Source organism: Ferdinandcohnia sp. QZ13, assembly GCF_031324165.1.
GTDB lineage: Bacteria > Bacillota > Bacilli > Bacillales > Bacillaceae_L > Ferdinandcohnia.
The window spans coordinates 317,322-337,356 of record NZ_JAVIVW010000015.1; the positions used below are offsets into that span (position 1 = coordinate 317,322).

The window sequence follows — 20,035 nt, forward strand, 5'->3', positions numbered from 1 at the left end:
TATGTATATTAAAGCTAATATTTACATTCTAATAACATGATAATATCATAAAATAATTTCAAAATAAAAACCAACCCTAATGTTGAAAATAAAAAATGCCTGATAGCGTTTGCCATCAGACAATTTTCCCCTTACATTTCTTCTTCAATTAATGCTTCTTGTTTTTGGGTTTCAAATAAGACTCCAACAACATGGATATTTACCTCATTTGCATCTAAAGCTGTCATATTCAATAAAGCTTGTCGTACATTGTCTTGAATTTGACGAGCTACATTTGGAATCGAAACACCAAAGTTCATGACACAGAATACATCAACAATAATACCTGTTTCTGTTAATTCGACTTTGACACCTTTTCCATGATTTTTCTTTCCTAGCTTTTCAACCACTCCAGAAGCAAAGTTACCTCTCATTGATGCTACTCCTTCAACTTCTGAAGAAGCGATACCTGCAATTACTTCAATTACCTCTGGTGCAATCTCAACCTTACCAAGGCCGTTACTACCTTGATCCATTTCTAAAATATTCGTTTCCGCTGCCATCAGCAAGCACCTCCTACATATAACTTTATTCAGTCCCCCACTTCTATATGTGGTGGATAAAACTGTATAAGCCAATCAATTTAGACGCAAATACGCCAAGGCGTATTTGATCTACTACTTCATAACCTCGTATAATTCAAGAAATTTTGTATTGAAGTCCCCACCCACAAATTTTTCATGATTCATAAGCTTAAAATGGAATGGAATCGTCGTGTGTACACCTTCAATGACAAATTCACTGAGAGCGCGCTTCATTCTTGCAATCGCTTCTTCTCTCGTTGCCCCATATGTAATGAGCTTCGCAATCATCGAATCATAATATGGAGGTATTGAATAGCCAGGATATGCCGCAGAGTCTACTCTTACCCCAAAACCACCAGGAGGTAAATACATTTCAATTTTTCCAGGAGAAGGCATGAAATTCTTCTCAGGATTCTCTGCATTGATTCGGCATTCAATGGCCCAACCATTAAAGGTTACATCACTTTGGGTCAATGAAAGCTTTTCTCCAGATGCCACGCGAATCATTTCTTTAATTAAATCTACACCAGTTACCATCTCTGTAACGGGATGCTCAACTTGAATTCTCGTATTCATTTCCATGAAATAAAACTGATCATTAATATGATCATAAATGAATTCAATTGTTCCTGCACCTGAATAATCAACAGCTTTAGCCGCTTTAACGGCCGCCTCACCCATCTTTTGTCTTGTTGTTTCATTTAGAGCAGGTGATGGAGTTTCCTCAACAAGCTTTTGCAATCGACGTTGAATCGAGCAATCTCTCTCTCCTAAATGTATCACATTTCCATAGTTATCGGCTAATACTTGAATTTCAACATGGCGAAAATCTTGAATATATTTTTCAATATATACGCCAGGGTTGCCAAAGGCAGTTGCTGCTTCTTGCTGAGTGATATTGATTCCTTTAACTAGTTCCTCTTCACTCTTAGCCACTCGGATCCCTTTACCACCGCCACCAGCAGTAGCTTTAATAATAACTGGGTAACCCATTTCATTAGCAAGTGCGATCGCTTCATCTGTATCTTTGATGATACCTTGAGAACCTGGTACGATTGGTACTCCCGCTTCTCTCATCGTTTCACGCGCTACGTCCTTTGTCCCCATTTTGTTAATCGCTTCAGGACTTGGACCGATGAAAGTGAGGTTCACTTCACGACATAGTTCTGCGAAATCGGCATTTTCTGCTAAAAAACCATAACCAGGATGAATTCCTTCACTCTCTGTTAGCTTTGCAACACTAATGATATTCGTAAAATTCAAATAGCTATCTTTTGAAGATTTAGGACCTATACAATAGGCCTCATCTGCTAATTGAACGTGGAGTGATTCACGATCTGCCTCAGAAAAAACGGCTACCGTTTCAATTCCAAGTTCTTTACAAGCACGAATAATACGAACTGCAATTTCTCCACGATTTGCTATTAATATCTTTTTTAACATAGGGTAAGCTCCTTACTTTATGTGATGTTCAAAAAGTTGGCCGAATAGAATTGACATTTAGTCTTTTAAACCCTCCCCCTTTTTGAACAAGACTTTATGCTTTTACTAGAAATAATGGTTGGCCATATTCCACAAGCTGACCATTCTCAACTAATATTTCAACGATTTCTCCATTCACTTCTGCTTCGATCTCGTTAAATAGCTTCATTGCTTCAACGATACAAACGACTGAATCTTCTTTTACTTTATCACCTTTTTTAACATAAGCTTCAGCATCTGGTGATGGAGAAGCATAGAATGTACCAACCATTGGAGAAACAATTTTATGTAAATTTTCATCTACTGTTGGTGCTGGTGAAGTGGCAGCAGGTTGTGCTTGCTGTGTTTGTGGCTGTGCAGGTTGCGCAACAGCCTGAGGTACTTCAGTTACAACCGGCGCAACTGGCTGTGCTTGTGCCTTGTTTTCAACTACTGTTTGAACAGTTGTTTCTTTATTTTTTTTCATTTTGATTTTTGAGCCTTCACTCTCAAATGTAAACTCATCAATATTTGAATGATCAACTAACTTAATAAGCTCACGTAGCTCTTGAATTTTTAACATTTCGGTTACACTCCTTGTGATTAGATAAAAATATATTTTCAAATGTAGGTCAGCATTTTATTGCTAGTATTAGTACCACATACTAATATGATACGATACTTAAAAGGTGCATTTCAATATTTTGCTGATATTTTTTATCGAAAACGTTATCATCAGTAAACAAATCATATCAAAACCTTCCCCAAATTTCATTTATTTATGAAAAAAATAAAAAGCACGGCATTCATACCGCGCTTTCGTAACACTTATTTTTCTTTTTCACCCGTTACTTCGAATTGTACAGCAAGATTTTGAAGGTCGCCTAACTCACTGCGTACCAGACGTAAAATATCATTGGCTGCCTTTTTAGAGCTTTCCTTTGCTTTAACTGTAATCTTAATTTTGTCACCCTCTACGCGAACTAGAGCATCTTCGTAATTATTCCCTTTGATCAGCATTTCAATAATTTTTTCTTTTGTTTCGATATCATCAAGCTTCTTTAGTTCATCATAAGCTTTTAGCTTTTGATCCGCTGTAAGCTCAGTTGAAGCCGTTTGATCCTCAAGATTACTTCTTAATTTACTGCGGTGCTCGTCAATTTCTAAGCGTAATGCGGCAAACATATCATCACTTGCAACAGAAGAAATGACGTTGCCATCTTCATCCTCTTCTACTGTAACACTCGCACCATCTTTATTTTCAGTTGATGTTTCTACATTTTCTTTTTCATTATCCTTTTGCTCATCTTGCTCCATTGCCACATTATTATTGTTGTTTTCAGGTGTTGTAATATAATAGACTGACAATACTACAACTAGACTTAACATTGTTAATAACCATACCGTTTGTTTTTTCAATAACATTTTATGAATCCCCCTTCGTTTTCCTTGGTACAACAGCTACCTTATGATTTGGAACATCAAATCCTTTTGTTACTGCCTCAACTACCATTTGTTTTATTTTTGCGTTCTCAACACCCTTAGCGACGATTAGAACACTACGAATATCAGGCTTTTCAATTTTCAAGATAATCGGTGTTTCAGAATCACCACTCCGGATGATGACAACTTGTTCATCGCTTGTTATATCCTCTACTTGTCTTTTTCCACCATCCCTGTCCTCCTCACTTGTGATTTGGCTTTGGGTTACGGTGTTTTTTTCAAGTATCTTTGTTTCAGTAGCGTCTACACTAACTGAAACAATTACATCCTCTACTCCCGCAATGGCTTCGAGTGCCTCCTTGAGCTCGTTTTCATAACGATCCTCATATTTTGAAATTGCCATTGTCAGGTCATCCTTCTGCTGTCCAAACGCTGGCTCATCTTTTGCACTTACGTCTGAAGACGATGCTGTCATAACAGAAGATGTAGGTTTGTCACCAGAAAATAGATTACTAATTAACATAAAGGCTATTCCAACTGCTAATAAGAGTAAAAAATATTGGTTTTTTTTGTTTCCTTTTTTATCTGGTGGTCCATCCTTAGACCCGGAGAACATCCCTTTGATTGTATTCAGAATTCCTTTGTTCTTATCCATCTACGACTCTTTCCCCCCTTCCACAGTGACTACGATTTTATCTGAGTCAAGTTCCCATCTAGTAGATAATGATTTGGTGATTGCTTTGACGTTGGTTTGATCTACTTTTTTATACACTGGTTCAGTCTGTTTGGAGGTATCAATCTCAACTGGTTTGACAACTGGGACATCATCAGGCTCGGCAGTCTCTTTTGATAACACCACCTCGATTGACTGAATGTCGTCCAAAGTAACAGTTTCCTTAACGTCAACTGCACTCGAAAGGAATACATTTACTTTTTGAACTGTTAAATCATATTCGTTTTGCACCAACTCCTCTTCTACTTCAGATTCCAATTGGACAGCCATCGTTTCTAAAATATATGCACGTTGTGAGGCTTGTATTTCTTTTTTCTTCAAATCTATTAAATTTTCTAGATTTTTTTCTGATTGAACCGGTTTTAGATTCATATTTAACAAGGCTTGATCCAGATCGGTTTTAAAAAGTGAGAACAATGGAGTGAGGATGATTAGGATTAACAATAGCCCTGTTACCATTTTTACGTATTTTTGCATACTCGAACTTGGCAGAAGCATGTCCACAATGGTGGCAAGTAATATAAATAAAATAATATTTGTTATCCATTCAGCTATAAAACTCAGTGTCCTCACCTCCAAGTCTATTTGTCTAGCTTATAGATGCATTCCGCTTTTCTATCTAACCATTAATGTCAAGTTTCCAGCTGCGACAATCACCGTAATACTTAGAAAAAACATCAGTGACACGATAGCTAATGCTGCAAAAATATAAACAACGCTTTTACTGATGATATCTAAACAAGCAATAACAGGTCCCCCGCCAAGTGGTTGTAAGAGTGCAGCTGCCAATTTATAAATAATCGCTAAAGATAGTACTTTAATCGCAGGAAACACTGCAATTAATAGCAGAATGATCACCCCAAAAATTCCAACCGTATTTTTTAAAAGGACCGAGGCACTTATAACCGTATCGGTCGCATCTGTGAACATCCGACCAATGACTGGGATAAAATTTCCGGTAATAAATTTTGCAGTCCTGATTGTGATTCCGTCGGCAACCGCTGTTGTGGTACCCTGTACGGATATAACCCCAAGAAAAATAGTCAAGAACACACCAATGATTCCGATACTCGCATTTCTTAGTAACTGTGCTAACTGTGTTACCTTGTATTGTTCACTTAAAGTACTTACAATGCTCAATAACGCTGCCATAAACAATAATGGTAGAACGATATATTGAATCAAAAGCCCACTTGTATTCATTAAAAATAAAATCAGTGGGTGGAACAATGCAGCAGAAGCAACTCCACCTGATGATGCCACTAATGCTAGCAACAAAGGCACAAGCGCTAGGATAAAATTAATCATCGATTGGATGGCTTCCTCGGTGTACATAATCGCAACCCGGAAGCTATTTAATGCGATAATGATTAACACCATGTATACAATTGCATAGGCCACCTTGCTGACTGCACTTTTCTCAAATGAATTTTGAAGGGTTTGTAAAAACATACTAAAAACCGTAAGCATGATTAATGTACTTAGAAGCTTTCCATTTGCAATTAACTCATGAAACACGAATTTGACGAGTCCAAGCAACCACTCCTTCAATGAGAGCTCCTTCTCGCCACGGATGAATTCTAGTAAACTACCCTTTTGACTTTCAGGTAAATATCCACCATAATCTGTTACTATTTCATCCCAGAATTGTTTTATTTCGTCGATGCCGAGGGTTTCTAACTGTTCCTCAACCTGATTTTGAATTTGATTTTCAATGATTTCTTGCTGTGAGGGTGATGCTTGTACAAATTGAGGTAATGAGAAAAAGAAAAGCAATAATACTCCAAAAGAAAAAACTTTACTACTGGTCACTCAACCACCCCCTTGGAAACCAGATTTAACTTGGAATAAGTCCAATAATTGTTTCTATTAAAACGGTTAAAATTGGTATCGCCATTGCTAAAATTAATATTTTTCCTCCGAGTTCAATCTTTGAGGCAATGGATCCCTGCCCTGCATCCTTTGTAATTTGTGCTCCAAACTCAGCAATGTAGGCTATCCCTATGATCTTAAGTATGGTTTCCACATAAACGGTGTTCACATTTGCATTAATGGCCACTTTCTCAAGCATCCGAATGATGTCGGAAATTTCCCCTACTAAAAAGAGAAAAATCACACAGCCAATAAACACAATTAGCATAAAGGCAAAGGTTGGTTTTTGTTCTTTTACAATGAGTGCTAGAAAGGTCCCAATTAGACCTAATCCAACGATTTGTATAATCTCAATCGCTCACCCCTCCTTACCCCTGAAAGAGAAATACAGCTTTAATCTTTTTAAAGAGATCCTCTACGATTGTTGCGACCATAAACAGGATATAGATGAAGCCCAATAACGTTACCCACTGGGCATACTCCTTTTTACCCATTTGATCTAGGATTGTATGGAGAAAGGCAACCACAATTCCTACACCGGCTATTTGAAAAATAATATTTACATCCACTCCCATTCGCTTCTTCTCCCCCTAAATCAATAAAATGACTACTAATAATCCTGACAAAAAGCCCAGGCTTTTCACCATTTTTTCATATCGCAGTTGTCTATCTTTTGCTTCGCTTTCTTCTCGTTCGAGATGGGTAATAGCGAGTAAAATGTGTTTTTGTTGTGAGGTTCTGTCATGCTGTCCAAGCGTCTCACCAAACTGCTGAAGAATCTCAATTTCTCCTTGGTGAAAAGCAGTCAACTTGGACACCTCTTTCAGACTCTCATCCCAGGCTACTTTTACACTTACCTCTCCTGTTTGAAGCCGTTTTGCAAACCCCTCGAAAAAGTAAGAAACCGGCTTCGGAATTTGTCTTGCAAGATGGGTAGCCACATCTATTAATGGGACATGTCCATACATGATTTCAGCTTCAAGTGATTGCAATGCTGTCTTAAGCATTCTCAGTTGGCGCGGTCTTTCACTTAACCTTCGCGCCGCCTCAAATCCAGCCCATGTTGTTGCAAGTAATATTAAAATAGCTCCAATCATTTTTATCATTTACGTCACGCTCACTTTTGGTAAAAGTTGCTTGCCAGATGGACCAAGGATAGCTTTAATTGTTCCTGGCCCTTTTGTGCGTGATAGCTCTACAAATCTCTCGATTACCCCTGCGTTAATTATTTTTTCTAAAGACGGCCGCTTCATGAGATCTGAAATCTGATGGCCATGTGCTGTAACAATCAAACTTACACCAGCATTTACGGCCTCCATAATTGCCTGACTGTCTTCATCTCTACCAATCTCGTCCACTATTAATACATCAGGACTCATTGACCTGATCATCATCATCATTCCTTCTGCCTTCGGACAAGCATCTAGGACATCAACCCTTGGTCCTAGTGACGCTTGTGGAACACCTTTTACACATCCGGCAATCTCTGAACGTTCATCCACAATTCCCACCTTCATTGCGGGAATGCGTCTTGTTTCTATTCCTGTGCTAATCATCCGTGCAAGGTCCCTTAATAATGTTGTTTTACCAGTTTGCGGTGGACCAATAAGGATGGTATTTTTCCAATATGAGTCATAGAGATATGGAGCAAGTGGTTCAGCGACACCGATTTTTTGTTTGGCAACCCGTATATTAAAAGAGGTAACATCACGAATGGCTTTAACCATTCCACTTTCTGTAATGACCTTACCAGCTAGTCCCACTCGATGCCCACCTTGAATCGTCACATAGCCACGTTTCAGCTCTTCTTCAAGCGTATAAATCGAGTATTGACCAAGCTTGTTAAGGAGCTGAATGGCATCTTCACTTGTCACGATATAGTTGTGGAAAATTGGAATTCCACTCTCAATAATTTCTAGAGGTCTTGATACCCTAATTCGGATTTCTTCCAGTTTTTCTTTGCGTTCTGGAGGATACTTAGCTATTAGATTAGCGATTGATTTCGGTAAAACGTCGACTATCTCTTTCATATGGTAAACTCCTCATCTAAACTCTCATAATTCAATGTATGCTAGCTTGGACACATTATGCCTACACATGTGATTTCTAGCGGAAGATTCCATACAAAATAAACGCAACACCGAGCCCTATAAATAAAAGCTTTGAATAAGACAACTGATCAGCCAATCCAATAAGTCCAATCGACATTGTTGCAATCAAAATAAGAGGTCCCACAATCGCGAGCATCGCATTGACGGCCAGTGCTTTTTTTACATCATTAAAAGTTAGCATTAAAATGGCCGCCGTAATTTCTAAGCATCCTGATATGATCCTCAGTCCAGCCATCGTTAAAACTGTAGAATCAAACACCGAAAATAATCGTTTCATTGAAGTCCCCACCCAATAATTTTCTTTTGTACAACCTATGCTTGTTTACTGATTTTCAGAAGAGGAAATTTTGGTGTTGAGTGGGGAGGTGGGGGAATTAAGTTTGTGGATTTTACATTCACATTCTTCGAACCTCTTTTTTCCAAAGTAATAAAAAAATAGAACCCACCTCAAACGGTGAGTTCTACCTGAAATCTCAATATTTATTACGCACGTGATATGTAAGAACCTTCATCTGTGTTGATGATTAATACATCTCCTTCATTAATGAAGAAAGGAACTTGAACAATTAATCCTGTTTCAAGGGTAGCAGGTTTTGAACCGCCAGAAGCCGTGTCCCCTTTGATTCCAGGCTCTGTTTCAACAACTTTAAGCTCGACAGTATTTGGGAGCTCGACTCCAAGTGTTTCGCTTTGGAACATCATAATGTGAACTTCCATATTTTCTTTCAAGAACTTTAATTCATACTCAATTGCAGATGCTGGTAATTCGATTTGCTCATAAGATTCATTGTCCATGAATACATGTGAATCACCATTCGCATAAAGATATTGCATTCTGCGGTTTTCGATTTGTGCTTTTGCAACTTTTTCACCGGCACGGAATGTTTTTTCTTGAACTGCACCTGTACGAAGGTTACGAAGCTTTGAACGTACGAAGGCTGCTCCTTTACCTGGCTTAACGTGTTGGAAATCCATTACTCTCCAAATTCCACCGTCTACCTCAATTGTTAAACCTGTACGAAAATCGTTTACTGAAATCATATATTATTTCCTCCTAATCCAATTCCGACAAAACTTTGTCTATAGAATAATTAATTCCTTAGTAGAGAAAGTAAGAGCTTCATTGCCGTCTTTTCTAACAACAAGATCGTCTTCAATTCTCACGCCACCAAGACCCGCTATGTAAATTCCTGGTTCACAGGTTACAATCATCCCAGGCTCAAGTACATTATCTGATCTGAATGATAGTCCTGGCTGCTCATGAACCTCCATACCTAATCCGTGCCCAGTAGAATGACCAAAGAATTCACCATAGCCTTTTTCTGAAATATAATCACGGGTTAGAGCATCCGCTTCTTTTCCTGTAATGCCAGCCTTAATTCCTGCCATACCTCGAAGTTGAGCTTCTAAAACAACATCATATATGTTTTTTAATTCATCGCTAGGAGTTCCAACCGCAACGGTACGTGTGATATCTGAACAATATCCTTTATAATAGGCACCATAATCGAGGGTTACAAAATCACCTTTCTCAATCACTTTGTCGCTTGCTACGCCGTGTGGCAAGGCAGAACGATACCCGGATGCAACAATTGTGTCGAATGAAGATGAAGTCGCTCCTTGTTTTCGCATAAAGAATTCTAGCTCAGTGGAAACTTCAATTTCTGTGATACCAGGACGAATTACATCTAAGATATGTGTAAAGGCGGCGTCAGCTATCTCCGCTGCTTCCTTTAATATCTTAATCTCTGACTCTGTCTTAATCAAGCGTAACTTTTCAATTGCACCTGAAACTGGGACAAGTTCAGCTTTCACATCTCTGTCGTATGCTGTATATGTCGCAAAAGAAAGGTCCTCTTGCTCAAATCCAAGCTTCTTAATTCCCATTTTTTCAGCTTGTTTTGCAACCTCTTCAATGATTGGACCTGAATGTTGAACAATTTCAAATTCCTTTACCTGTTCATTGGCTTGCTCGACATAGCGAAAATCTGTAATAAATACTGCTGCATTTTCAGAAATGAGTGCAACTCCAGCTGTACCGGTGAAATTTGTTATGTAGCGTCTGTTGTAGCTATTCGTAACTAATAAACCATCGATTCCAAATCCAGAAAAACTTTCGCGCAATTTTTCTAATTTACTCATCTAGATTTCCCCCTAAGTACTCTAATACGTAAAACTCCCTTAAAAATAGAATGTTCGAACAAGAACATTCTATCATAATTTTCTCTAATTCACCTACTCATTTGTTGAGACTGCTTGTCTTTCGCCCCTCATTTCATTTTCCTCAAATGAAATCGAGTAACCAATAAAGACACCATATAGAATATAAACGCATATAGTAGTAATAACTGTATTACGCTCTAGTTCCGCAACAGTTTTAATATCCGGAAAAATTGGATTAAACACATAAAAGACAATTAGCCACAAGATAATGCCAAATAAGGCACCAACCCAAATGGACTGATATTTTTTTAGTAAAGCATAATATAAAAGTGCTACACCAATTGAGATAATACCAATTACAAAAATCCCAATAAACTGACCTAACATATGATTTTTCCAATCACCAAGGATCCATGGCTTAAGGATAAGATTAGGGCTCAGTTCAGTAAAATGAAAAACATACGTAAAATAGGAAAGCAAACTCCAAAATATTCCCCCGAACAAACCTATGACAACAACCTTACCCATTAAAGACATATCACCATTTTGTTTATTTTGTTCAAGTTCTGGATTTTTCTTTTCAGCATCTACCACAGGTCAACACCTCCATTTGGTAGTATGTCCATAACTTTTTTAATCTATTTGAAAAAATTCATGGAAAAATGTGTAGCAATGGAAATTGCTGGGTACAATAGTAAATGTTTATGAATAATTTATAAATTTTCTAAATAAATGATGTCGTTAACATAGAGGTTTATTAGGATATCTTGTAGAATATAAATAGAAGAAGGACGTATTTTTAAAAATATCTTTTCATTAATGAAATATACGAGCAACAACGTTATTGATTTTTAATACAATATAAGGATAGTTTTCAGGAGGTGTATCTCATGAATCGTCGTAAATCAAATATAGTCGTAATGATTTTACTAGGATTAGGTGCACTTGGATTTGTCTACACTCTTTTCACTCGTCCAGGTTCATTACTCGTGCAAGCAGGCATGATTTTCCTATTCATAGGGATAATCTATCTACTATATAAATTTGTGATTAGTCGACGAATGGGAGGAAAAGAACATTCCGCTTATTTACGCGCAGCTAAACAATCTAGGAAGCGTTTTAAATCTGGAAGTCAACGAAAATCACAGACAATAGGAATGGGTAGTAAGAAACTTACAACAACCTCGACAAAACGATCGACTGTATCGCCTATTCATAAAAAGCGAAAAACGAACACAACACACCTGACTGTAATTGAAGGAAAAAAGGGAAAAAAGAAGAACCGAGCACTATTTTAAGCTTTATTCAGCACAGACTGAATAAAGTTTTTTTGATTCTTCTTTTGTTTTATTAATTCAATAGCACCAGGTACGTAAAAAAGTTTCGGCACGGATTTTACCTTGCAGAATAAGCTCTTGCTTTTTTTCATCCGTTACACCAAATTCTGTCGTCAACCCGCTTTCAATTGGGATAAAAATGATATTCTTTTCATGTCGACGTGAAATATACCGTGCATCGTGGGCATTTTTCATGGTTTCGAAGAGGGCTCCAAACATATCGATGGCATTATGAATTTTATTTTGTTTTTGCTGCTGACTACTCCCACTTAGCTTGATTCCAAGGACCGGTCGCTTTTTTAGCTTTTTTTCCTCATCAAAAAGCCAGATTGGAAAGTTTGATAACACCCCACCATCCACAACAATTGTATTGCCTTGATAATCTTTTAAACGGACTGGCTCAAAAAAGTACGGGAGGCTGCAGCTCATCCGAACCGCTTTAGCAACGGGAAAGGATGCGGGATGTATGCCATAGCGCTCTAGGTCATCAGGCAACACAATGATTCTCCCATTAGTTAAGTCGGAAGCAATAATCCGTAATCGGCCTGGTGGGAGGTTTTGAAAGGTGACAACACCCTTGGCACGGAGTTTTTGATAAATCCATTTCTCTAACATATCACCTTTATATAAGCCAAGACGCCAATATAAAAGAAGCCATTTAGCTAAGGGTGTAGGTAAAAAGGCTTTTCGTTGATCTAAAAAATCACCAAGGTCTAATTCTTCCATGAGTTCAATAATCTCACCACTTGTATACCCCGCTGCGATTAAGGCGGCAATTAAGGAACCTGCACTCGTTCCCGCCATTCTTTCGAAGGCTAATCCTCTTTCTTCGATTGCTTGGTAAGCTCCAATTAAGGCAAATCCTTTAATACCCCCACCCGAAAAAACGCCATCGATTAACATAGAACCCCTCCCAATCCCCCACTATTGAAGCAAGGGCGTTCTGCTAAAAATGTTAAAGCAATGCCTTTATACATTTTTAATCACAATGCTAGGAATTTAGTACGAATGAATATTTTGGAGCATAAAAAAAGAAGGAATCGATTCGATTCCCTCTTAGTGTTTAGTATTACAATCCACATTTAAGTTGTGCACCGCAGTTTGTACATGTGTTACATCCACCAAGGTCTTCGACTGTACCTTGACGACATACTGGGCAAGTGTCACCCACTTCAGAACCAATGGTTACATCCGTTTGACGTAAGTCAATGATTGTATCCATAAGGACTACACGGCTTTTTGGTTTTTCTTCTTCTTGTGTTGTCACTTCTGTATCTTCAAAGGTATTCTCTTCAGCTTTTAATGTAAGAACTTGAGCGTCACGGCTTCCATCAACGTAAACCGTACCACCTTTTGCTCCACCTTTGTATAGACGTTCGTATACAGCTTCTACTTGAGATACAGTATAGCCTTTCGGTGCATTAACAGTCTTACTGATGGAACTGTCAATCCAGCGCTGGATGACACATTGTACGTCAGCATGTGCTTCTGGTGAAAGCTCCATTGCAGAAACGAACCATTGTGGAAGATTGTTTGGATCTCCTTCTGGGTGTTGATCCAGATATTCTTGAACGATATCTGCTTTTACTTCAATAAACTTACCTAAGCGTCCACTTCTGAAATAAGAGAATGAGAAGTAAGGTTCTAAACCTGTTGAAACGCCAACCATTGTTCCTGTGCTCACGTTTGTTACTCCCTATTTTCAATAGAGGGTGGGACTATTATTACCCACTCCATATGTCGCCATATGGGTCAGACTATATCACCAACCAGTTAATTCTTTTTACTATGTCTCTTTCGATGACATGGATATTCACATAAGCTTACCAAATTTGAAAGTTTGTTAGCAGATTTCCAATCCCCATCAAATTCCCGAAAAGGAATTATATGATGAATTGAAAGTTCGTGCCCAAGTTGTAACTCTGTTCTCCCACAATCCTGACAAGTAAAATTATCTCTTTTTCTTGCCTTTCTACGTTGGGCTCTCCAGTTTGGACCATAATAATCGATATCGCCACCCTGCCAAGTGGCACTATTTGAACCAGAAAACGCCTTGGATCTTTCGTAATACTCGGCCATACATTTTTCATTACAAAAGTTCCATTTTTTTATAACTGAAGGTTTTCTTTCAATCTTTTTTCCACAATTTGTACAGAAAACAACAATCCGTTTCCTATATTGGATTCTTCCTCTATCCCCATTCGCTTTACCTAAACAATTCATTGAACAAAATTTAGAAGTGTTTTCTCTTGATTTAATTACATAATAGGTTTTGCCACATCCCATACAAGTTTTTTCCACTTGACTAACAAGATGTTGATTAATTGTGGACCCTATTTTTCTTTGATGATCATATTTACATTCTTTGTTGCAATAATTTTTATCAAAGATACTTGATGGCTTTCTTTGCAATTCATTTCCACAATTGTCACAATGAATTAGTTTCTTTTTACTTAAATGGCTAAATGCGATAGGGTTTTTAGATTGATATTCACCTTTACATTTTCTAGAACAATACTTTTTTCTTTCAAATTGGCTTGGCTTCACATATATATCCTTGTTACAGTTAAGACATTTCTTAAACATCTACTACACCTTCTTAGAGATTTGTTTGACTCTCAAGATGTAATTGACACTGGTTGCTCGGCATGTAGTCGTTGAGGGGGCAGCCACGCCTTCCCTGCGGATTGTCTGCACCTTTTGATTTTTACTCTGAATGTGTTGGCGCACGAGTACAAAAGGATTCTCAGAGTTTCCCGCATACAGCCAAGTTTACGCTACATTCTTACGAATATAGGGGGCAAGTTGTTTACCCGTAGGAGCAACGGTTAGTAAGTGTGAGTTACGAATTCCGTGTTCTTTAATTCCTTCTTTGATATCTTCCGGCATTTTTTGCATGTATCCAGTATTTATGAGCGCTTCTCTGATACGATTGCCGTCCTCTGGTGAATTTCCTTCTAAGAATGGGAAACTTCCTTTTTCTTTTGCTAGTTCAATCGATGCACGATACGCAGTAGTTGCGATTGTTTCAAACACTTCGTCAACTAACTTATTTCCTTCTTCTGAACCGTATTCTGTTTCACAATAGATAAGCAGATCGTGTAATCCCATAACACCAAGACCAACACGGCGTTCACCTAATGCTTGGGTTTTATTCGCTTCTAAGAAGTATGGAGTTGCATCGATTACGTTATCCTGCATTCTTACTCCAACTTCAACTGTTTGCTTGAGTTTTTCAAAGTTAACAGTTTTTGTTTCTTTATCAACCATTTCAGCTAAGTTAACCGCTGCAAGGTTACATACACTGTACGGTGCGAGGGGTTGCTCACCACATGGGTTAGTTGCAACGACTTTTTGACCATAGCTTTGTGCATTTGTCATGTCATTTGCATTATCAATGAAGAATATTCCTGGTTCTGCAGCATAAGTTGCACAGATATTAATTAGGTTCCAAAGGTCTTTAGCTTTAATCTTACGGTACTCACGTACTTTATGACCAAGCTTTTCCCATTCTCGGACGTCTCCAACCTTGTGCCATTCTTCATTATAGATTTTCATTTCTTCTTCATTGTAGCTTTCAACATCTGGAAATTTAAGTTCATACATTCTATCTTCTTCAACAGCTTGCATAAAATCTTTTGTGATACATACTGAAATATTAGCACCTGTTAAGAACTCAGGATTATGAACACTGTAAGTTCCGCCAGTTACTAATTTTTGCTCTGCATCTTTAATAATTTTCTCACTAAACCCACCGTAACCAGGAATTTGTTTATAGTTTACAATACCCTGGTACATTTGAATTTCCTGCTCTGTAAATGGAGTGAATTTTAGCTTTTCTTGAGCGTATTTTTTAATTGTTTCATCTTCTGTATTTTCGATTAAATAACGAAGAATTCTTGGATTTTGCATTTTCGAGATGATAAATTCAATGATATCTGGATGCCAATCGGACAGCATGATCATCTGGGCCAAATATGTTACGTTGATTCGCTAAATCAACTCTCTAAGTTTCCCTAGAGTTCAGACCATATCTTACATTCATTAAGAATGTCCTCGCGCTTCGGATTCGCTTGAATCCTACTCTACTCACTTCCGCCAACATTGACGCGCTTTCGATGGTCGTTGAACCTTCTCCAATTTAAGGAGCTTGGCTGCTGATTGTCTTTATCCACTCATAATTTTCAAACCCTCACGACTGTCGTTTCCAACTTCGTTGTGGTTTATGAGTCATATATGATGTTAAGACCTGTTCCACAAAATCGCCTATTGTGAACGAAAGTTTCATTACAGACTTTACATATCTGACTATTTTTAGCATCATATGGTTTCATAGAAAATTCACCTCTAATAAGATTTTGATTAATCTGAGGTGTCTTAACTACGAAGACCTAAAGATTTCCCAGCAATTCACGAGGTTAGTTTATAGACGAGGCACTTTATCTACCACGTCTTGACCCACCCTGTTCAACAAGATGTGTTAATTTAGCAATGTCATCTAACCATGAAACGGAACCAGATGACTTACCATTTACACCGCGTGCAAGTGTGTTACGTGGGCGTAATGTAGAACCGTTTGTTCCTACACCGCCACCACGGCTCATGATTTCCATTACTTGTTTGCGGTGCTCAGAGATCCCTTCGCGAGAATCCTGAACATATGGCATTACGTAACAGTTAAAATACGTAACATCCGTATCCGCACCCGCTCCGTAAAGAACACGTCCAGCTGGAATGAAGTTTAGATTAACAAGCTCTTGATAGAACTTCTCAAACCATTCATTGCGCTTCTCCTCCGTTTTCTCTACTGCAGCCAAACCAGTGGCATTTCTTTTGGCAATTTGCTCATAGAAAATTTCAAGTGGCTTCTCTATAACATCTAGTGAGCGATTCACAATTCCTGTCTCGACTTCCTCAGGGTTGTCCAACACACCACGATACTCTTCTTCTACCAGTACCCGGGCTGTCTTCTTTTCCCAATCGATGTCAACAATGAAACCTAAGCCACGTGCAGGAAACTTTGGATCCTCTTTGATCGTTAGAACAACAAAGTCACCTTCTGCTAAAGTAAGCTTCTCAGTATCCTTAAACGTATACCGATCAAGCATTACAAGCCTAGATACGCCCTTATGCGTAATCTTCATGTCCTCTGTAATTGGATGGACCTGAGGAAAAAGGCGTATGTCCTGGTTCAACCTTTCAACATTAATATTCATTTTTTCTAGCACAACAGTCATTCCCACATCTCCCTTTAAATCTATTAATTCAATTGTGATTGTTTTATTGTGATAAAATTAAAGTATCATATATCTAAATGAAAGACAACACAAAAATCAATATATAGTGTTGAAATAATTTTCGACACCACTACATATTGATTTTTATATAAATAAAATCTATTTTGTCAAACTGAAAATAATATAATATATAAAGAAAAACGGAGGAAAAACTAGGTAACCTGAATTTTTTCGCTTATTTTGAAGAATTTTGTCGGTTGCTTTTTACCTATATAAACGAAACTCAGTTATACCAAAGATTTCAAGTTTTGCCCAAGTAAAAAACGACTAAAAAAAGTCGTTTATCGTTTAAAATTCCATTCATCTGTTTTGTATCGTCTTTCTGCAATTTTATTTACATAGTCCAATTCTTCATTAGTTAATTGATATGGCTCAAGCACAACATGAAGGCCTTCCTCAAAACCTTCCTTAAAAGCTTTCTTCGCCTCTTCAATCGTAACTGGACTTTCCCTTAATGCATTTATAGCAACTGCTTTATTTTTGAAATTTCGCTGCATCCTTTCTCTAACACGCTCACTTGGATATTTAAATAGATCGAATAATTTATCTTCATCTATATCTAGTAGGATCGAACCATGTTGAAGAATTACACCCTTTTGTCTCGTTTGTGCACTACCCGCTACTTTCCTTCCTTCAACAACAAGCTCGTACCAAGAAGGTGCATCAAAGCATACAGCAGAACGTGGATTTTTTAATCCTTCACGCTCTTCAGCTGTCCTTGGAACAGCAAAATATGCATCAAGACCTAGTTTGCGAAAGCCTTGCAAAACGCCCTCAGATATAACACGATATGCCTCTGTTACCGTTTTAGGCATTTCAGGATGTTCCTCTGATACAATCACACTATAAGTAAGCTCCTGATCGTGTAGCACCCCTCTTCCGCCTGTCGGACGACGAACAAAGCCTAGACCATACTTTTTCACAGCTTCTAGGTCAATTTCTCTTTCTACCTTTTGAAAATAACCAATTGATAGTGTCGCTGGATTCCAACCATAAAATCGAATTGTCGGTGGAATTTTCCCCTCACTGTTCCAATCAAGTAAGGCTTCATCTAAAGCCATGTTAAACTCTGGCGAACAATTGCCAGAATCAATAAATCTCCATACCTCTTTTTCCATACGAAACCCTCTTTGTTCATTATTGTTTGCCATTCCTTAGTCTATCAGAACAAAAATTGTTTTTCAAAATCAAAACCTCCAGAGAATTCCTTTGATTCTTTTTAAACACACGAATATAATAGAAAAGAGAGATAGAAAAAGGAGTAGATTGATTTTGGAAATACTTTTAATTGTTTTAGGTGCAATCATTGCATACGGAATTATCACATTCTTCTACCAAAGAAAAATAGTAACTGTTTTAAACGAAGAACAGTTTCGTGAAGGATATCGTAAAGCACAACTAATCGATGTCCGTGAACCAAACGAATTTGACGGGGGTCATATTCTAGGTGCACGTAATATTCCATTATCACAAATGAAAATGCGCTTAACTGAAATCAGACCTGATAAACCAGTCTACTTATACTGCCAAAACACTGTTCGTAGTGGCCGTGCAGCACAATTACTTCGTAGAAAAGGCTATAAAGAACTTTACCAGCTGCAAGGTGGGTTTAAAAAGTGGTCAGGTAAAATAAAGAAAAAATAACCTATTCCATTTTGGGAATAGGTTTTTTCATGTCTTGTTTATGATAAACTATGGAAAGAAATAACTCGAGGTGATACTTTGAACATTTCTAAGGGACTTTACCATACCGTCTATCATCCAAGACTAATCATCATTCCACTAATCGTAAACGTATTTCTCACATTCATTGGAACATTAGGAGCATATGCAGGCTTTAGTATATTATATTTTAGCAATAGTTACACAGTACCCTTTGGAATCCCATTAATAAAAGATGTTATATTTCCTCTTCAGGGACTAACAATAAATTGGTTGCTTACCAGCATAGCTACCATTATCATTCTACTATTAAAAAGCTATGCGCTTAGCATATACCTCGGCTCCATGAAATGCTTTTTAGTAGGTCCTGATAATACATATTCCATCCTAAAAATAGCCCCTTATTATTTTGATAGAATGGTGAGGTTTTCGATAATCGAGTTTTTCATCAGTGGAATCCTCTTTATTATCTCAAATGTTTTTTTACCATTAGCCCTTTTAGGAATTTTAATTGTATTATTTTATTCCCTAACCCCGTATATTATTGTTCTAGAGGACACCACTATAAGGGACGCAATTGCAAGATCACCAAAACTATTTTTAAAAAACTTCGGAGCCATATTTTTTATTGCGTTGATTTCACTGATTTTGACATTTTTAATAAGGGAGATTCCATTTACTGATAAAAAAATGGAATACTATGTTGTTTCACTTCTATATAGTTTTATTGGGACCATCCTAATTTTTGCAGTAATGTTTTGTTTACATAAAAGTATTTATACATTCAGTCTTCCGCCAAAGAAAGTAATAAAATCAAGAAAGCTATTCCTACCGTTATGGATTGTAGCACTTCTTTTGCCATTACTTGGGGCTTTGCTAATTGTTGATTAAGGAAAGAGGAGTTATAGGAATAGACCTGGTAGAAATTTAATTGGGGTAATGTATCAAATAGAGAGTTATTTTATTTTTAGGTAACATGGTATACCGTTTTTGTTGTTTACGGTATACCATTTATCGTTTTGCGATTGGGTGATATACCGATGATGGGCTTTCCGGGTTTGGTGTTCCCTAATTTTTCACAAATGAGAACCTCTTTATAACGTTTGCTGGATTAGCATTTCCTAATCTTTTACAATTAAGAACCTCTTTATGACATTCTCTGGTCATCATTTTTTGCCGATATTAAAAATGACAATCTCAAAAGTGGAACGATTTAGCCATTAATTCCGCACAAAAAAAAGACCAACCATATTGGCTGATCTTCTGTGTGCCTAGCGACGTCCTACTCTCACAGGGACAAAGTCCCAACTACCATCGGCGCTGAAGAGCTTAACTTCCGTGTTCGGTATGGGAACGGGTGTGACCTCTTCGCTATCGCCACTAGACTATTTGA

21 protein-coding genes, 1 rRNA gene and 3 pseudogenes are annotated in these 20,035 nt (G+C 37.7%); 3 read left to right on the forward strand and 22 right to left on the reverse strand.

Annotated elements, in window-relative coordinates:
* Nucleotides 1–131 precede the first annotated feature (131 nt).
* From RGU12_RS15275 to RGU12_RS15345, 15 genes are all read right to left on the reverse strand, one after another.
* Nucleotides 132–542 (reverse strand): Asp23/Gls24 family envelope stress response protein, encoded by a 411-nt coding sequence (locus RGU12_RS15275; protein ID WP_309536845.1) that lies wholly within the window; start codon nucleotides 540–542, stop codon nucleotides 132–134.
* A 114-nt stretch (nucleotides 543–656) separates the two neighbouring features.
* Entirely contained in the window at nucleotides 657–2,006 is a 1,350-nt protein-coding gene (accC, locus tag RGU12_RS15280) for an acetyl-CoA carboxylase biotin carboxylase subunit (RefSeq protein ID WP_309536846.1), read from the reverse strand.
* A gap of 94 nt (nucleotides 2,007–2,100) precedes the next feature.
* Nucleotides 2,101–2,607: an acetyl-CoA carboxylase biotin carboxyl carrier protein gene (gene accB / locus RGU12_RS15285; protein WP_309536847.1), complete on the reverse strand. Its 507-nt coding sequence runs from the start codon at nucleotides 2,605–2,607 to the stop codon at nucleotides 2,101–2,103.
* A 245-nt stretch (nucleotides 2,608–2,852) separates the two neighbouring features.
* A complete protein-coding gene (locus RGU12_RS15290; protein ID WP_309536848.1) occupies nucleotides 2,853–3,449 on the reverse strand; it encodes a SpoIIIAH-like family protein in 597 nt (198 codons plus the stop codon).
* Nucleotide 3,450: 1 nt separating this feature from the next.
* The gene (gene spoIIIAG, locus RGU12_RS15295) at nucleotides 3,451–4,122 is read right to left on the reverse strand and encodes a stage III sporulation protein AG (protein WP_116352523.1); all 672 of its coding nucleotides are present in this window, start codon (nucleotides 4,120–4,122) and stop codon (nucleotides 3,451–3,453) included.
* Nucleotides 4,123–4,773, reverse strand: a complete 651-nt coding sequence (gene spoIIIAF, locus RGU12_RS15300; RefSeq protein WP_309536849.1) for a stage III sporulation protein AF — start codon at nucleotides 4,771–4,773, stop codon at nucleotides 4,123–4,125.
* Nucleotides 4,774–4,815: 42 nt separating this feature from the next.
* The gene (gene spoIIIAE, locus RGU12_RS15305; protein WP_309536850.1) at nucleotides 4,816–6,012 is read right to left on the reverse strand and encodes a stage III sporulation protein AE; all 1,197 of its coding nucleotides are present in this window, start codon (nucleotides 6,010–6,012) and stop codon (nucleotides 4,816–4,818) included.
* Between the two features lie 25 nt (nucleotides 6,013–6,037).
* Complete coding sequence (gene spoIIIAD / locus RGU12_RS15310) at nucleotides 6,038–6,427, reverse strand: stage III sporulation protein AD (RefSeq protein WP_309538265.1); 390 nt, start codon at nucleotides 6,425–6,427, stop codon at nucleotides 6,038–6,040.
* Between the two features lie 13 nt (nucleotides 6,428–6,440).
* The gene (gene spoIIIAC / locus RGU12_RS15315) at nucleotides 6,441–6,647 is read right to left on the reverse strand and encodes a stage III sporulation protein AC (RefSeq protein WP_010284588.1); all 207 of its coding nucleotides are present in this window, start codon (nucleotides 6,645–6,647) and stop codon (nucleotides 6,441–6,443) included.
* A 15-nt stretch (nucleotides 6,648–6,662) separates the two neighbouring features.
* Nucleotides 6,663–7,178, reverse strand: a complete 516-nt coding sequence (gene spoIIIAB / locus RGU12_RS15320) for a stage III sporulation protein SpoIIIAB (RefSeq protein ID WP_309536851.1) — start codon at nucleotides 7,176–7,178, stop codon at nucleotides 6,663–6,665.
* On the reverse strand, nucleotides 7,179–8,102 hold the full coding sequence (gene spoIIIAA / locus RGU12_RS15325) for a stage III sporulation protein AA (protein ID WP_309536852.1): 924 nt from the start codon (nucleotides 8,100–8,102) through the stop codon (nucleotides 7,179–7,181).
* Nucleotides 8,103–8,178: 76 nt separating this feature from the next.
* A complete protein-coding gene (locus RGU12_RS15330; RefSeq protein WP_309536853.1) occupies nucleotides 8,179–8,460 on the reverse strand; it encodes a YqhV family protein in 282 nt (93 codons plus the stop codon).
* Nucleotides 8,461–8,666: 206 nt separating this feature from the next.
* Nucleotides 8,667–9,224: an elongation factor P gene (efp, locus tag RGU12_RS15335; RefSeq protein WP_309536854.1), complete on the reverse strand. Its 558-nt coding sequence runs from the start codon at nucleotides 9,222–9,224 to the stop codon at nucleotides 8,667–8,669.
* Nucleotides 9,225–9,263: 39 nt separating this feature from the next.
* Nucleotides 9,264–10,325: a M24 family metallopeptidase gene (locus RGU12_RS15340; protein ID WP_309536855.1), complete on the reverse strand. Its 1,062-nt coding sequence runs from the start codon at nucleotides 10,323–10,325 to the stop codon at nucleotides 9,264–9,266.
* A gap of 93 nt (nucleotides 10,326–10,418) precedes the next feature.
* Nucleotides 10,419–10,940 carry a YqhR family membrane protein gene (locus RGU12_RS15345; protein ID WP_116352531.1) on the reverse strand — a complete coding sequence of 174 codons (522 nt, stop codon included), beginning with the start codon at nucleotides 10,938–10,940 and terminating at the stop codon, nucleotides 10,419–10,421.
* A 296-nt stretch (nucleotides 10,941–11,236) separates the two neighbouring features.
* Between RGU12_RS15345 and RGU12_RS15350 the strand changes: the two genes are divergently transcribed.
* Entirely contained in the window at nucleotides 11,237–11,644 is a 408-nt protein-coding gene (locus RGU12_RS15350; protein WP_309536856.1) for an SA1362 family protein, read from the forward strand.
* Nucleotides 11,645–11,701: 57 nt separating this feature from the next.
* Here RGU12_RS15350 and RGU12_RS15355 read toward each other — a convergent pair whose 3' ends face one another.
* The 6 genes and pseudogenes from RGU12_RS15355 to lipM all read right to left on the reverse strand — a co-directional run bounded on the left by RGU12_RS15355 (nucleotide 11,702) and on the right by lipM (nucleotide 18,098).
* Nucleotides 11,702–12,586, reverse strand: coding sequence for a patatin-like phospholipase family protein (locus tag RGU12_RS15355; protein WP_309536857.1), 885 nt, complete (start codon nucleotides 12,584–12,586; stop codon nucleotides 11,702–11,704).
* 166 nt (nucleotides 12,587–12,752) lie between these two features.
* Nucleotides 12,753–13,364, reverse strand: a pseudogene (locus tag RGU12_RS15360) (ribonucleotide reductase barrel domain-containing protein); the annotation flags it as partial.
* Between the two features lie 92 nt (nucleotides 13,365–13,456).
* Nucleotides 13,457–14,269, reverse strand: coding sequence for an HNH endonuclease (locus tag RGU12_RS15365; protein ID WP_309536858.1), 813 nt, complete (start codon nucleotides 14,267–14,269; stop codon nucleotides 13,457–13,459).
* Between the two features lie 225 nt (nucleotides 14,270–14,494).
* A pseudogene (locus RGU12_RS15370) lies at nucleotides 14,495–15,658 on the reverse strand (ribonucleotide reductase barrel domain-containing protein); the annotation flags it as partial.
* 470 nt (nucleotides 15,659–16,128) lie between these two features.
* Nucleotides 16,129–16,920, reverse strand: a pseudogene (locus tag RGU12_RS15375) (ribonucleotide reductase barrel domain-containing protein); the annotation flags it as partial.
* 341 nt (nucleotides 16,921–17,261) lie between these two features.
* Entirely contained in the window at nucleotides 17,262–18,098 is an 837-nt protein-coding gene (gene lipM, locus RGU12_RS15380) for an octanoyltransferase LipM (RefSeq protein ID WP_309536859.1), read from the reverse strand.
* Nucleotides 18,099–18,252: 154 nt separating this feature from the next.
* On the opposite strand from lipM, the gene RGU12_RS15385 reads away from it, so the two are divergent.
* Together RGU12_RS15385 and RGU12_RS15390 are read left to right on the forward strand one after the other, a co-directional pair.
* On the forward strand, nucleotides 18,253–18,624 hold the full coding sequence (locus RGU12_RS15385; protein WP_116352535.1) for a rhodanese-like domain-containing protein: 372 nt from the start codon (nucleotides 18,253–18,255) through the stop codon (nucleotides 18,622–18,624).
* A 78-nt stretch (nucleotides 18,625–18,702) separates the two neighbouring features.
* Nucleotides 18,703–19,533, forward strand: a complete 831-nt coding sequence (locus RGU12_RS15390; protein WP_309536860.1) for a hypothetical protein — start codon at nucleotides 18,703–18,705, stop codon at nucleotides 19,531–19,533.
* 378 nt (nucleotides 19,534–19,911) lie between these two features.
* On the opposite strand, the gene rrf is transcribed toward RGU12_RS15390, so the two are convergent.
* A 5S ribosomal RNA gene (gene rrf, locus RGU12_RS15395) occupies nucleotides 19,912–20,027 on the reverse strand.
* Between the last annotated feature and the right edge of the window lie 8 nt (nucleotides 20,028–20,035).

What these genes read in the sequence shown, in the direction of transcription:
- accC (WP_309536846.1), bottom strand. Translation starts at nt 2,006, where the DNA reads ATGTTAAAAAAGATATTAATAGCAAATCGTGGAGAAATTGCAGTTCGT.
- RGU12_RS15330 (WP_309536853.1), bottom strand. Translation starts at nt 8,460, where the DNA reads ATGAAACGATTATTTTCGGTGTTTGATTCTACAGTTTTAACGATGGCT.
- lipM (WP_309536859.1), bottom strand. Translation starts at nt 18,098, where the DNA reads ATGGAAAAAGAGGTATGGAGATTTATTGATTCTGGCAATTGTTCGCCA.
- RGU12_RS15290 (WP_309536848.1), bottom strand. Translation starts at nt 3,449, where the DNA reads ATGTTATTGAAAAAACAAACGGTATGGTTATTAACAATGTTAAGTCTA.
- RGU12_RS15275 (WP_309536845.1), bottom strand. Translation starts at nt 542, where the DNA reads ATGGCAGCGGAAACGAATATTTTAGAAATGGATCAAGGTAGTAACGGC.
- efp (WP_309536854.1), bottom strand. Translation starts at nt 9,224, where the DNA reads ATGATTTCAGTAAACGATTTTCGTACAGGTTTAACAATTGAGGTAGAC.
- spoIIIAC (WP_010284588.1), bottom strand. Translation starts at nt 6,647, where the DNA reads ATGGGAGTGGATGTAAATATTATTTTTCAAATAGCCGGTGTAGGAATT.
- spoIIIAB (WP_309536851.1), bottom strand. Translation starts at nt 7,178, where the DNA reads ATGATAAAAATGATTGGAGCTATTTTAATATTACTTGCAACAACATGG.
- accB (WP_309536847.1), bottom strand. Translation starts at nt 2,607, where the DNA reads ATGTTAAAAATTCAAGAGCTACGTGAGCTTATTAAGTTAGTTGATCAT.
- RGU12_RS15350 (WP_309536856.1), top strand. Translation starts at nt 11,237, where the DNA reads ATGAATCGTCGTAAATCAAATATAGTCGTAATGATTTTACTAGGATTA.
- spoIIIAA (WP_309536852.1), bottom strand. Translation starts at nt 8,102, where the DNA reads ATGAAAGAGATAGTCGACGTTTTACCGAAATCAATCGCTAATCTAATA.
- RGU12_RS15340 (WP_309536855.1), bottom strand. Translation starts at nt 10,325, where the DNA reads ATGAGTAAATTAGAAAAATTGCGCGAAAGTTTTTCTGGATTTGGAATC.
- RGU12_RS15355 (WP_309536857.1), bottom strand. Translation starts at nt 12,586, where the DNA reads ATGTTAATCGATGGCGTTTTTTCGGGTGGGGGTATTAAAGGATTTGCC.
- spoIIIAG (WP_116352523.1), bottom strand. Translation starts at nt 4,122, where the DNA reads ATGGATAAGAACAAAGGAATTCTGAATACAATCAAAGGGATGTTCTCC.
- RGU12_RS15365 (WP_309536858.1), bottom strand. Translation starts at nt 14,269, where the DNA reads ATGTTTAAGAAATGTCTTAACTGTAACAAGGATATATATGTGAAGCCA.